Source organism: Sporomusa sp., assembly GCF_035561155.1.
Classification (GTDB): Bacteria; Bacillota; Negativicutes; order Sporomusales; family Sporomusaceae; genus Sporomusa.
The window spans coordinates 144,919-157,429 of record NZ_DATMYD010000071.1; the positions used below are offsets into that span (position 1 = coordinate 144,919).

General features: G+C 41.3%; 19 protein-coding genes and 1 tRNA gene. 9 read left to right on the forward strand and 11 right to left on the reverse strand.

Annotated elements, in window-relative coordinates; all coding sequences use genetic code 11:
- The first annotated feature begins 90 nt into the window (after window positions 1-90).
- On the forward strand, window positions 91-1,344 hold the full coding sequence (locus tag VN447_RS08860) for a nucleotidyltransferase (protein WP_325524778.1): 1,254 nt from the start codon (window positions 91-93) through the stop codon (window positions 1,342-1,344).
- Here the strand turns inward: VN447_RS08860 and VN447_RS08865 are convergent.
- Complete coding sequence (locus VN447_RS08865) at window positions 1,280-2,104, reverse strand: patatin-like phospholipase family protein (protein ID WP_325524779.1); 825 nt, start codon at window positions 2,102-2,104, stop codon at window positions 1,280-1,282. The two genes, VN447_RS08860 and VN447_RS08865, sit on opposite strands and share 65 nt — an antisense overlap.
- Before the next feature lie 116 nt (window positions 2,105-2,220).
- Between VN447_RS08865 and ylbJ the strand changes: the two genes are divergently transcribed.
- On the forward strand, window positions 2,221-3,471 hold the full coding sequence (gene ylbJ / locus VN447_RS08870) for a sporulation integral membrane protein YlbJ (RefSeq protein WP_325524781.1): 1,251 nt from the start codon (window positions 2,221-2,223) through the stop codon (window positions 3,469-3,471).
- A gap of 17 nt (window positions 3,472-3,488) precedes the next feature.
- On the opposite strand, the gene VN447_RS08875 is transcribed toward ylbJ, so the two are convergent.
- The 4 genes from VN447_RS08875 to VN447_RS08890 form a co-directional block, all read right to left on the reverse strand.
- Window positions 3,489-3,950 (reverse strand): ATPase, encoded by a 462-nt coding sequence (locus VN447_RS08875; RefSeq protein ID WP_325524782.1) that lies wholly within the window; start codon window positions 3,948-3,950, stop codon window positions 3,489-3,491.
- Window positions 3,951-3,978: 28 nt separating this feature from the next.
- Window positions 3,979-4,464 (reverse strand): pantetheine-phosphate adenylyltransferase, encoded by a 486-nt coding sequence (gene coaD, locus VN447_RS08880; RefSeq protein ID WP_325524784.1) that lies wholly within the window; start codon window positions 4,462-4,464, stop codon window positions 3,979-3,981.
- A 1-nt stretch (window position 4,465) separates the two neighbouring features.
- Window positions 4,466-5,077, reverse strand: coding sequence for a 16S rRNA (guanine(966)-N(2))-methyltransferase RsmD (gene rsmD / locus VN447_RS08885; RefSeq protein WP_325524785.1), 612 nt, complete (start codon window positions 5,075-5,077; stop codon window positions 4,466-4,468).
- Window positions 5,078-5,248: 171 nt separating this feature from the next.
- Window positions 5,249-5,956, reverse strand: a complete 708-nt coding sequence (locus tag VN447_RS08890; protein WP_325524786.1) for a C40 family peptidase — start codon at window positions 5,954-5,956, stop codon at window positions 5,249-5,251.
- Window positions 5,957-6,123: 167 nt separating this feature from the next.
- On the opposite strand from VN447_RS08890, the gene VN447_RS08895 reads away from it, so the two are divergent.
- Together VN447_RS08895 and VN447_RS08900 are read left to right on the forward strand one after the other, a co-directional pair.
- A tRNA-Pro gene (locus tag VN447_RS08895) sits at window positions 6,124-6,200 on the forward strand.
- A gap of 592 nt (window positions 6,201-6,792) precedes the next feature.
- Window positions 6,793-7,296 carry a CarD family transcriptional regulator gene (locus tag VN447_RS08900; RefSeq protein WP_325524788.1) on the forward strand — a complete coding sequence of 168 codons (504 nt, stop codon included), beginning with the start codon at window positions 6,793-6,795 and terminating at the stop codon, window positions 7,294-7,296.
- 157 nt (window positions 7,297-7,453) lie between these two features.
- Here the strand turns inward: VN447_RS08900 and VN447_RS08905 are convergent, their stop codons facing one another.
- The 6 genes from VN447_RS08905 to VN447_RS08930 all read right to left on the reverse strand — a co-directional run bounded on the left by VN447_RS08905 (window position 7,454) and on the right by VN447_RS08930 (window position 10,242).
- Window positions 7,454-7,663, reverse strand: a complete 210-nt coding sequence (locus tag VN447_RS08905; RefSeq protein ID WP_325524789.1) for a hypothetical protein — start codon at window positions 7,661-7,663, stop codon at window positions 7,454-7,456.
- Window positions 7,664-8,335: 672 nt separating this feature from the next.
- Window positions 8,336-8,644 (reverse strand): hypothetical protein, encoded by a 309-nt coding sequence (locus VN447_RS08910; RefSeq protein WP_325524790.1) that lies wholly within the window; start codon window positions 8,642-8,644, stop codon window positions 8,336-8,338.
- A 238-nt stretch (window positions 8,645-8,882) separates the two neighbouring features.
- Window positions 8,883-9,071 carry a hypothetical protein gene (locus VN447_RS08915; protein ID WP_325524792.1) on the reverse strand — a complete coding sequence of 63 codons (189 nt, stop codon included), beginning with the start codon at window positions 9,069-9,071 and terminating at the stop codon, window positions 8,883-8,885.
- A gap of 60 nt (window positions 9,072-9,131) precedes the next feature.
- Window positions 9,132-9,365: an anaerobic ribonucleoside-triphosphate reductase gene (nrdD, locus tag VN447_RS08920; RefSeq protein ID WP_325524933.1), complete on the reverse strand. Its 234-nt coding sequence runs from the start codon at window positions 9,363-9,365 to the stop codon at window positions 9,132-9,134.
- A 341-nt stretch (window positions 9,366-9,706) separates the two neighbouring features.
- Entirely contained in the window at window positions 9,707-10,054 is a 348-nt protein-coding gene (locus VN447_RS08925; protein ID WP_325524793.1) for a hypothetical protein, read from the reverse strand.
- Window positions 10,055-10,068: 14 nt separating this feature from the next.
- Window positions 10,069-10,242, reverse strand: a complete 174-nt coding sequence (locus tag VN447_RS08930) for a hypothetical protein (RefSeq protein ID WP_325524794.1) — start codon at window positions 10,240-10,242, stop codon at window positions 10,069-10,071.
- Between the two features lie 323 nt (window positions 10,243-10,565).
- On the opposite strand from VN447_RS08930, the gene VN447_RS08935 reads away from it, so the two are divergent.
- The 5 genes from VN447_RS08935 to VN447_RS08955 all read left to right on the forward strand — a co-directional run bounded on the left by VN447_RS08935 (window position 10,566) and on the right by VN447_RS08955 (window position 12,449).
- Window positions 10,566-10,709, forward strand: a complete 144-nt coding sequence (locus VN447_RS08935; RefSeq protein WP_325524796.1) for a hypothetical protein — start codon at window positions 10,566-10,568, stop codon at window positions 10,707-10,709.
- 366 nt (window positions 10,710-11,075) lie between these two features.
- Window positions 11,076-11,537 (forward strand): DUF6173 family protein, encoded by a 462-nt coding sequence (locus VN447_RS08940; protein WP_325524797.1) that lies wholly within the window; start codon window positions 11,076-11,078, stop codon window positions 11,535-11,537.
- 227 nt (window positions 11,538-11,764) lie between these two features.
- The gene (locus VN447_RS08945; RefSeq protein ID WP_325524799.1) at window positions 11,765-11,902 is read left to right on the forward strand and encodes a hypothetical protein; all 138 of its coding nucleotides are present in this window, start codon (window positions 11,765-11,767) and stop codon (window positions 11,900-11,902) included.
- A 69-nt stretch (window positions 11,903-11,971) separates the two neighbouring features.
- Window positions 11,972-12,121 (forward strand): hypothetical protein, encoded by a 150-nt coding sequence (locus VN447_RS08950; RefSeq protein ID WP_325524800.1) that lies wholly within the window; start codon window positions 11,972-11,974, stop codon window positions 12,119-12,121.
- A gap of 121 nt (window positions 12,122-12,242) precedes the next feature.
- Window positions 12,243-12,449, forward strand: coding sequence for a hypothetical protein (locus tag VN447_RS08955; RefSeq protein WP_325524801.1), 207 nt, complete (start codon window positions 12,243-12,245; stop codon window positions 12,447-12,449).
- The last annotated feature ends 62 nt before the right edge of the window (window positions 12,450-12,511 follow it).

Genomic DNA, 12,511 nt, shown 5'->3' on the forward strand with positions numbered 1-12,511 from the left:
TGACTTATTTTCCCTTCATCTACCAAAATTATTTAATAAAAAATTTCACAAATAGCAAAATTAATGTAAAATAAGCATGGGTGAAGTGTAATGAATGCAGTAGGCATGATAGTTGAGTACAATCCTTTTCATAACGGCCACTTATGGCATTTAAACGAAGCTAAGCGAATCTCTGGCGCACAATTCGCTATTGGCGTAATGAGTGGCAATTTTCTACAGCGCGGTGAGCCGGCAATGATAGATAAATGGTCGCGAGCCGCTATGGCGGTTAAAGCCGGCGTTGATTTAATAATTGAGCTTCCGGCAGTTTTTACTGTGCGTAGCGCCCAATACTTCGCAACTGGAGGTATTCAGCTTCTCGGCCGCTTGGGAATAGTCAGCCATATTTGTTTTGGCGCCGAATCAGCAGACTTATCCATGCTTACAGCTGCTGCAGAGGCATTATCAGGAAGCGATATCGTCAATACCTTGCGTCAAAAAATGAGGACTGGCCAGACGTATGCCGCCAGCTTAGCCTTGACACTATCCGAAAGCTTGGGTATTGACCCGGGTGTGATCCATTCTCCGAATAATATTCTGGCGATTGAATATTTGCGGGCAATTGCTACCTACGCGCCACAGCTCATTCCCTTGCCAATACAGCGGCTTTCATCTAATTACCATGATAATTTTATTACTTCGAATATCGCCAGCGCTACTGCCATTAGGGCATCAATTACAAAAAACACCTTGCTGTCCCCCGGCAGTATTGCATGGCAAACACTCCCTTCAGCTAGTGCAGAGCAGATTAATACGCTTATTACTACAGGACGCGCTCCCGTAACCCTAGATGCTTTTAGTAATATTATCTTGGCAAAGCTCAGGACTATGCCTCTAAATGAATTATCCTCATTACCTGATGTCACCGAAGGACTCCACAATAAAATCAGCGATTCTGCGCTTAAAGCCTCGACCGTTCAAGAATTATTTTCATTTATTAAAAGTAAGCGTTACCCGTTAACCCGCTTGCAGCGAATTATAGTTCACGCGCTTTTAGGAACAACGAAACCTAAGATTGCCCGCTTCGATCAGTCGGGCCCCCTATATGCCCGTGTACTGGCATTTAATCAGAACGGACGCATGTTATTACGGGAAATTGACAGACATAGTACAGTGCCAGTAATAACAAAAACCTCCCATTTCCTTACCAGTAAACAGCGGCAAAACGATGAGTTAACACTTTTTCAAGACATGTTAGCCTATGATATTACCGCAACAGACATGTATGTACTGGGATACCCTAACTGCCACTGGAGAACAGGTGGTCAGGATTATCAGACTTCGCCTCAATACCTTGCTGACTAGTCAATAGTTTTTTGATTTCGGGGATAACTGCTTCTGCGGCAAGCTCACCCGCTAGAGCACATTCATCCATTGTTTCAAAGGAACTAGGAGATATGTTACCGATGTCAGGTTGAATGAGGACATCACAATGCTGTTGGCGATGTTTACATAACTCTCTTTCCATAATGTCAATTGACTGAATAATGACATCAAACATATTACTTATATTGCCTACCGTACCTGCATGAGCTAGATCCACAGCGACGACTATATCTGCACCCATGCTCCGGACGGTATCAATCGGCGTAGGATTTAGTACGGCGCCATCAACAAATAGCCTATCGTCAATAGCAAAAGGAATAAACACGCCAGGTACTGAGATGCTGGCACGAACAGCCTTAGCCACGTCGCCTTGGGTAAAGACTACTTCCCTCCCGCTGTTTAGTTCAGTAGCCACCACAGCCAATGGCAGCGTGAGCTCTTCAAACGTCTTATGCCTTGTTAAAAGGCGAATAGTGGCCAATGCCCGTTCACCCGAAACAATTCCCATTTGAGGAATGACGAAATCCAGCCAGTGCCGTTTTTTTAAATTTTTGGCCAATTTAAACATGGTTTCAGAATCAAGCCCGACAGCATAGAGCGCACCGATAAGACTGCCAATGCTGCAGCCAGCAATACAATCTATAGGGATGTTGTGCTTTTCAAACACTTTGAGAACCCCAATATGGGCAATTCCTCGCAAACCTCCCGAACCTAGGGCTAAACCTACTTTAGGTCGCACCGCTATCCCCCCAATACAAACTAGTCGCATTTGAAAACCGCATTTTAGTTATATTACCTCTGCCCTGTCAATATATATATTATCAAACCGCACGGCTTGGAGGAGGAGATTAATATATGCGGATTTGGAGCAGTGGCAGGCGTTATCGTTCACGGCTACTTGCATATTGTATGGCCTTTTGTACGGTATTTATAACTGTCGCTATGGTAACGTATCCGAAAGAAGCTTTTGATTCAGCCATTATGGGTTTAAATTTATGGTGGAATGTTGTTTTTCCCGCCCTGCTGCCTTTTTTTATTTTATCGGAGATACTTATGGGAATCGGTGTCGTTCACTTCATCGGCATTTTGCTTGAGCCACTTATGAGACCTATATTTAATGTTCCCGGTGTGGGAGCCTTTGCCATGTCCATGGGCCTTGCATCTGGTTACCCAATGGACGCTGTAATAACCTGTAAATTCCGTAAAAACCAACTGTGTACAGCAGTAGAGGCTGAGCGGCTCCTGTCTTTCACTAATACTGCCGATCCACTATTTATGTTCGGAGCGGTAGCCGTAGGTATGTTTGGCATGCCTGAATTGGGAGCAACGATCGCTTTGGCCCATTATTTATCAAGTTTGCTTGTTGGGATTGCTTTTAGGTTCCATGGTCGAAATCGAGACAGCTATACTCAAGATGCTCCGGCAACGAACGGTAATATCATTATTCGTGCTTTTAGGGCCCTATATAATGCCAGGCAGGAGGATAAACGTTCAACAGGCCAATTACTCGGCGATGCCGTTAAGTCATCGATGAATACCATTATGCTGATAGGCGGCTTTATCATTGTATTCTCTGTGTTTATTCGCATCATGACCGTTGTTGGTATTACTGATATTCTGACTAGTCTTTTTGCATCACTTCTTAGCCTCATTGGTTATAGCACCAACTTAGCACCATCGCTGGTAAGTGGTTTATTGGAGCTCGACTTAGGAACCCTGGCCGCCAGTCAGGCTGAAGCCCCGCTTACTCAGAAAGTCGCCGTTGCAAGCGCAATTATTGCCTGGAGCGGTCTTTCCGTCCATGGACAGGTAGCCAGTATTGTCATCGAATCAGGTATCCGCATGACACCATATATGGTAGGCCGACTGCTACATGCCGTGCTTGCTGCGATAATTACCGTGCAACTGCTCGGACCTGGTCAAGCAGTTACTAAATTCTTGGTAATTCCTGTATCTATGAGCGTGGCTCAGACCAACAGCTGGGGATTATGGCTGACCAGAATTGAACAGACCAGTTACCAGATCGGGGTATTACTTGGCATTATGTTGGTAATGTCAATCGCTTTTCATTTAGCCAGAGGCATCTATGGCTATGTAAAAAGATAAGGAGCTTTAGCTCCTTTTTATTTTCCTTGATTACTCTTGTTTTGTTGCAAATCGCGGTGTCCCTGACGAACAACATCCAGCGTTTTCTCCAAATGGGACGTAACATGCTTAAATACTTCGTCGGCGTATACCACAGCATCCATCTGCAAATCTCTAGCTGTTTTGCGGGCCTGCGTAACAAGTTCATTTGCCTGTTCCTGAGCCTGCTTATTAATAATATTTTCATCAGTCAGCTTAACCACATATAGTTTGGCTTGTTCGACAATGTTTTGCGCTTCTCTTTGTGCTTCATCCAAAATACGCTGCCGCTCGGAAATAATCCGTTTAGCCTCGTCAAGTTCTTTAGGCAACTGTTCACGAAACTCGTCGAGAAACCTAGCCAGATCATCTTCTTCAACTACCCGTTTGTTGGTAAATGGCACACGCGCTGCCTCAACCAGCATAGTTTCCATATCATCCAATAATTTTTCAATACTCATGACTTTCTCCCTTCCCGTTAAACAAAGTCTAGCTTCTTTCGCGAATTCTTTTTATAATTCTTTCTTCTAGACACCCAGGCACCAATCCGGTAATCGGCCCGCCAAACTTGGCTAACTCTTTAATGCCGCTCGAACTGATAAATGAATATTCGCTACTTGTCATCATGAAAATTGTTTCCATTACCGGGTCGATTTTTTTAATGAGCAAGGCTCGTTGAAACTCATATTCAAAGTCACTTAAAGCTCTAAGACCGCGAACGATAAAGCTGCTATTTTGCCGACGCACATAGTCATTTAGCAGACCGGAAAAACTGTCAACTTTTATATTCGGCATATCGTTCGTCGCCAGGTTCAGCATCTCAACCCGTTCTTGCATAGTAAATAAAGGTTTTTTGTTAGGGTTATGAAAAACAGCAACAATGAGCAAATCAAACATCTTACTGGCTCGTAAAAATATATCCAGGTGTCCATTGGTAACTGGATCAAAACTGCCAGGACAAACCCCTATCCGCATTTTAACTGCCTCCTATCGCCAAAGTAATAGTCTCGCGTATGGGTCGCAAAAAAAAAGTCACAAACGTTTCTCCATAACGTTCAGTTCGAATTAGCTTCAAATTTTGCCACTGCGTGTTTATCGATTCGTGTTTCGAGTGTTCAACAACAATTAGTCCCCCATCTACTAAAACGTTACTAGTATCAAGTTTTAGCAGTACAATATTTACCAGTCCCTGGTTATAAGGAGGGTCTAAAAATATAAGCGTAAACGTTTGCCCTGACTGATCTAACTTGTCAAGTGCTTTGACTGAGTCTCCACGTTGGACTTCCGCCAGTTCGCCTAACTTGGCATTACTAATGTTTTCTTTTATGGCCGCAAGACTTACCTGACTATGGTCAATAAACAGTGCATGTGCCGCCCCACGACTTAGCGCTTCTAGTCCTAAATTTCCTGTACCGGCAAACAAATCTAATACGGTTGCTTCTGTGAGCGCATGTCTGTCAGATGGCAATTCTAGATTTGCAAGAATACTAAACATAGACTCTTTCACCCGGTCAGCAGTGGGACGCACATCAAGACCTTTCGGCGTTTTAAGCTTGGTTCCCTTGGCAATTCCGGTTATAATCCGCATATCTACCTCGAATGATGGCTAAATTTCTGTTTAACATAAATATTTTAGCACATTTGCACAGCAGTAGCACTTTTTGCAAAAAAATAATTTATGTTTAGTTCTTATATTATCCCCGGCTTAACATTACCCAAACAAAAATAACCGGCTAACCGGTTATTTTTTTGTTACTACTTATCTGATAACGCGGAAGGCTCCCAAAAATCTTGCTTGATAATAGGGTTTTGACATTGCGGTTAAAGTTACTTCCCCAGCACCTGAACTAGCATGAATAAACTGTCCATTCCCTACATATATGCCGACATGCGAAGGTCCGGGAGCGTACGTACTGTAAAAAACCAAATCGCCTGGTTCGATATCAGATAGCGGTATACGCCGTCCAGTATCATATTGTTCATCGGCTACCCGTGGTAAAGAAATGTTATACCGTCCATAAACATAGTGGATAAATCCAGAGCAGTCAAATCCGCCCTCACCTGAACCACCCCATACATATGGCACACCCAAATATTTCTGAGCAAAACCAGCTATCTGTTGTCCAATTCTTCTGTCAGATTTACCGCGGCTCAATTCAGTATTACCTGAATAATTTCGGATTGCCTGCCACGTTCCCTCTCCAACAATCCCATCAGCCTCAATTCCTACAGTCTGCTGGAACTCGATAACAGACGCTTTCGTGTAAAGACCAAAATTTCCATCAACGCTATATTGATAAAAACCGAGCCTCTTAAGTTCGGCCTGTAAAGTGTAAACGGCCTCACTTTTTTCTCCTTGTTTTAACACAGGCATATCTTGCCCGGAAGCAAAGACCAGGCTATTTGAACCTATTATTAACAAAAATACGCAAATAACTGCAAATAGATTAATCTTGGCTATTCTCAAACGCATACCTCCATCTATTTCTATTTTTCGTGATTACTTTCGACATTTCCAGTTAATTTCCTTCAGGACTAATGACTTATAATAGGAATTTCAAAAGTTTATTTGGAAACTAGCCTCTTTACTGTTGACAATATTATTATGGGTGTGTATACTTTATAAATGTGAGCCGGGGCGTAGCGCAGTTTGGTAGCGCGCTTGGTTCGGGACCAAGAGGCCGCAGGTTCGAATCCTGTCGCCCCGACCAGTTAAAACCAGTAATATAAGGCATCCCGAAACTTATATATGTTATAAAAAACCATAACCATTAGTAAACTTCTAACATTCTTCTAATGAATAACTAAAAAATACATAAAGTAATGAATAATACAAACCATCTTATTGTAAAATAAGATGGTTTCTTTTCTTAGTATCTTATGTTCCTTCCTATATATATGTGTCATTGATAAACTAAAAAGCCGTCCCCCGAAAGATACGACTAAGAATCTAATCATAAAAATTACTCTATTATACTTACCACTCAACCTCTTTAAGGCTACTAGTTACACCCCGCATGCATATCTTCAAGGTCTCGCCAAAGCGCTGGAAGTGGACAACTTCGCGTTGCACGAGAAAGCACAGAGTATCCTTAACTTTATAGAAGAAGTTTCACCCGTCTTATTGAAACCTTCATTATGTTTGAGTTGCTAGATGCTTTGATGTCTAACCGCGATTACATCAAAAATAGTTTTTGGGGGATAATTATAGAACTAGGGTGTAGTTTCGATGTAATTAGTTGTTGAAGCTGTCAACTTATGTCTAAAATGCTCTTTAAAAATTTAGAAGATAGGCGGAATATTATGTTTAAAGTGAATGATTACGTTATATATGGTTCAACGGGAGTATGTAAAATTACAGATATTGGAAGAGATAAATATAGTAGCGATGAAACCGAATATTATATTTTACACCCTGTTCACAACAATAATATGACCATTAAGACCCCTGTGAATAATCCAAGTGTTTTGATGAGACCGATCCTTACAAAAGATGAAGTTTTATCATTAATAACGTCTATGCCAGAGAAGGAAACCTTTTTGATAGATAACAACAGAGAAAGAAGTATTACTTTTAAAGCTGCTCTTAAAACGCACCAAGACGAAGAATTGATAAGAATTATTAAAACACTTTATCTAGAAAAGCAAGCAAAATCTGTCGTCAATAAAAAACTAACTAAAACAGATGAAGACATTATGAATACGGCTGAAAAGCAATTGTATGAAGAATTTGCAATTGCTTTGAACATTTCACCCGACGAGGTTCTTCCCTATATTCTTGAACATATTTCATATCATGAAGAATAATATGATAAATATATATAAGTGTTGGTATAAAGTATCCTACCACTGCTACCAATAAAAAAACGCCAAGCAGTATAGCCGCCTGGCGCTTGATTAAACTAAACATTATAAACAGCCTCTCCTTCCATTAAAATGCCACCTATCGTTGGACGGCATTTTTTTATTTCAATATCACGGTAACAACCGAATCGTCTTTTGCATCAAAAATATCAACAGCCGTATTTTTAGCTACAATAGCATAACGGTCTTCGGCAATAATTTTACCATTTACTAATACAGCCTGCACAGCATCAAAGGTCCATCCGCATCCAATCGGCAGCGCATATACTCCGGATTCATCAGCACGTTTTAATTTGATTATCTTAGCCATTTCACACCTCCACATTATGTTACTTCATTATATGCACCTAACTGTTTTGCAGATACCAGATGAGATGGACTTTTCTTTAGCCCACAAGTTCAAGGCTTTTCCCATACGTTCCGCTTTTTCTCTAACCAGTTTTTGAATGTGACTTACCGCAGTCTCCAAAATAGTTTTTTCCGTATCTTCTACGTCGCCTTGAAGACAATCTTGCAAACCTTAGGCCAAATGAAACTTCAAAAAGTGCAGCCCTTGCACATCGAAACCTACAAGACATATCTCGAAAGCCTGGGGCCTTTCCGATACCTCTATATGTGCAAGAATAATAAACCCTCCCATGGTAGTTATTTTAATCTGAAATGTTCCAGAAGCGACGGACAATAATAAGAAGCCCACTCGCAGCTTAGCTTTAAATTACGCAAACTGGCACCGTTTTTCGTACGGTGTCAGTATTCTTTTTCTTTTGCAGCCATATTTGCACACGACGGCAACCATATGTCTTCTTGCATTGCTCTTGACACTCTGCAATAAGTGCTGCTAGATATGCGTGTCTATCTGGCTTATCAATACGCTTAACGAAATCATAGTAGCCACTTTTTGAAACCCCGAAGAAACGGCACATAACTCTAACTGGATACCGATCTTTATTCTTGTATATGGCAAGATACTTAATTGATGGAATCACCTCCTTCCAGCGATTTGAAGAAAAGAACGCAATAACTCAACTTCCATCTTTAATCTTTTAATTTCCTGATCTTTGTCTTCTTCTGATAGTGTATAACCATTACGTCGCCGACCACACCGCTTAGGAGAAATGCCTGCTATTAGTTGGTTTTCCTTTCTACGTTGCCGCTTTAAATATTGATGTACAACCGTTTTGTCTTTGAAGCCAAAGAATAGAGCGATTTCTCGCTGTGTTTTCCCTGCTTTTATCATTTGATCTATTTCTTTTCCTAGTTTATCAATGTTTGTATATCTTCTCTTTGTCATTAACGACGAACCCCCATTCGTAGTTTCATTTTCCTACGAATGGGGGTATTTTGTCATTGTCCGTTTTTTATGGTTCAGTTCAATCTACCATAGGAGGTCTTTTCTTTCATCTTCCTAATTCGGGGTTCAATTCAGCTATTCCGGGGGGGTTTACTACTTTTACTCATCTTGGAGAATTAGGGAGGCGCTTAATGGCACTGGTTCGGTTGATGTTAAAGCCATCCGGTTTATAAGCATCCTATCTTAACTGCTCTGCAATATCAGGTCTGCCAATTTCTTTTAATTTTTCTCTCGCGTCTTCCAATGTTTTCCCAAGTGATATCCTCTGCTTGTCACTTATTTTAATCAAGATATATTCGCCATTAAAGTCAGTCACTTGTTCACTCATATCGCTATTCACCCAGATTACTGGAGCTCCCGCCATCATATATCCCTCCTACATCTTTGGTAAATTTCCGAAGACTCTAACTTTCCACTCTAAAATAATTTACTGATGAACTCTTCTAGAGTCAAGCTCGGCATTCTTGGCATCATTAAAACTGTCCACCTTCGCCAAATATCCTGTTATACGCTTTACTCTTGTTATTGGTGATTTTTCTATTGCTTTTAATACAACTTCATTACCGTCAAGCTCAAGGCTTACTTTACCTTTTGCTTGCCAATATTGAAATTCCTCTTTGATATAGTACTCCGCCTCCTTTTCACTAAAAACTGCTGAAATTCTACCAAAACATCATTTGCAAGATTCATAGACAACACTCCTCTTAATTTGTATATTTTTCCATATTCTCCATTAAGTCGTATTTCCCTTCCTATTTGTACAATATATTGTAGATTCATCCAAACAAACGACAATATATTGTAGATTCGGAATAGACTCCATATGATACGTTACATAAAAAACACCCATTCATTCTGTATCTGGTCTCTTTACTTCTATAATATGAAAGCCGCCTTCTCAGGCGGCACACACAAGCCATAATCTCATATACTTATCTGTTGCCGTCGAAATATTAGAAACTGATTCTAAGGCTTTGATCGGCCACTTCCCTTCCTTTGCCTTTACCTATTCTGCCATGTCCTAAAAGTTTTTATCTTATGTAGTAACCCCTTTGCTTCACCGTCAAAGGTTAATGCTCGATCGTCCACATATACAATAGCTGGTGGTTTATGGGCCAGAACTTCATCAACTTCTATGCTATGCTTATCCAGCCATGCCTGGACGGCCTCTAGTCCGCCTTCTTGGAAACATCGTGTCGAAACAACAACGATTTTATAATGTTTCCGTATATCGTCTATAGCTTCCTTAATCCCAGCGACTGGAGGGTCAGGAATAACATCTACGCCTTTCCATCCGCTTGTATAGCTATGAATTACACCGTCAAAATCTAAAACCACGGTTTTAGCCATAATAATCATCCCTCCTATATATCTGTATCTGCCGTCGATTCAGCTTCAGTCTGCAGGTCCCTGTCAGTAGATTTTTGAAGCTTACATCGTAGCTCGGCGTTTTCTTTTAACGCCATTAAATACGCTTTTGCAAGTTCCGTTTTGTCCATTTCGCTTATATGCGTAAACAACCTGTCAATGTCACACATCCACAGTACCCTCTTTTCTTTGCATTCAGTACCATACATTTAGTATTACCGAAATTCCATAGCTAAGTCTCCAGTGGTCCACCTTGGATAATGGCGCCCACTCCTACATCCGCTGTTCTCCCCGCGCCGCTACTATCAATACCCTTCTGGCAACTCGAACTACCGTAGCCGGTCAATGGCTATCTGAACCTTATCCCTTACGGGCGAATAGCGCAGTATCCCGGCTCTCCCTCCGTTTATTTATTTGTATTGTTGCATGGCCACCTCCTAGGCTTGGTTAGTTGACCAGCTTTTAGGGTAAACTATCGTCAGGAGGTGTTTTCTTGAAGAATTCTAAACCAGAAGCTAAAAAAGAGGCTCCATATATTACCGGCCAAACCGGAGTTCAGGAGAATCCTGATGCATCCCCTGAAAAAAAAGAACAGCACACAATAAAACCACCCCAAGTCTCTACTCAACATTTTTAAGATAAGTCGGCAACTGTGCCGGCTTTTTTTAACGGTATTACCCTGGGTATAGTCCTTCTATAAAGAGTTCTCCATTCGGCTGGCCTAGCTAGCTTAGCTCACCAATTACATGCTTGCTCTTTGGATGCGAATTACATCGGCGTCCATCTTCAGAGAGGCTTTCCCCATGCAGGAGATTTTGGGATATCTCCATCGAACACAACCTGTTCTCAGCTGTTGGATCATTCGACTGCTACTTCCGTATTGCGAGACAAAGCCCCCTACGAACCCTTAGTCCCCTCTACCGTTAACAAAAAATTTACAGGATTATCGTTACTCCACAGCGAATTGTTTTCTGCATGAAACTTTTGACTAGGAGTGACATTAATGACTTTAAATCCTAAGAGTTGGTCTCTACCAGATATTCCAATGCTCAAATCATTTGGCCAACAATTGGTTGAATTCAATCAGCCTTACACAGCAAAACATATCTTCAATCAACTTATCCAACGTGTCCAGGCCTTTGAAGCTGAATTGGATCAAGAACATGAGGTCGGGATGCGTCTCGTAAGTTTTGGTAAATCAACAGAGTTTAGTGTATCGCGCATCGGATATTTGGATCCAAACTTGATTTGGTTTCAAGGTGTTTTATCCGATAAATCTGATGTTGAGCTTATTCAGCATGTTAGTCAAATTAGTTTTATGTTGATTAAAATTAAACGCCAACCGTCAGAAGAACCGCGGTGTCCGATTGGTTTTTGTTCGAAGTCGTCTTTAACAGCTGACTCTGTTGACGAGGCCCCAAGTGAAATTACTGAGACGCTGCCCGCAACCACGAACACGAAATAGTACAACTATTGTTTTTCACTCGCCCAGCGTCATCATTAGTTCCCAGTACTAATCACAAGCCCGTGCGCCTCGCCGACCTCTTAGTCCCCCATCATTTACCAAATCACAACATGTTCGAGAGTCAATTTATGAATAATATAAAACGGACTCGCATATCATATATTGGGATAGTCTATCAAAAGGGTAAAAGTTTTAATTCGGGAAAACTATTATCAGGAGGTGCTAGTGTGGGTATAGACAAATCAAAAAAGCTGGCTATGGAAAGATTATCTGGATTGCAAACAACTAATGATACTAATTCTGGTGTATCCTCGAGAGGTAACTCAAAAAGCACTGCTTCATCTGATAAATCCGGTAAGAAATAAGCTGTTTCACCCGCCCTTATATAGGCGGATTTTTCTCCCCACTTTTCCAACTTAGAGGAGGTGGTTTCCTTGACTGATAAAAGTGACGTTTTGACTAGCCCGAAAAACACTATGCCTAGACAAGAAAGGAACAATAAGGAAAAGGCTAAAAATCTTACTACCAAAGAAATAGAAGCGGGCCCTCCAGCTGTTGGTGACGATGCTTGGCTGCCGAGTTAGAAAGTTGCAAAACTATATATAATGGGAGGCGATAATTACGGACAACAAAGCTACCCAAACTAATATTAGCCAAGCTCCCAGAGGGATAGAAAGTCCGAACAAAGTGTTTGAGACCAGCGGCATGGAAGCGGCTTTAACTCAAAATACCACTACCCAGCTTCAAGATAGTACCGACAATACAAATACAGATGATCAAACTGGTACTTTTGTCGGTCCTAATGGTACTCCAGTTTCATCATCACTTGGTACAGCGAGAACGGCATTTATGAAAGCAGGCGGCCGCAAGCACACTTTACAAATTGATAAGGAATCATCCACAATTACCTAAGGCAACGGGGCGACTGCCCCGTTTCTACTTTTCGCATACAATATTTAGTAAAAAATTTTGCA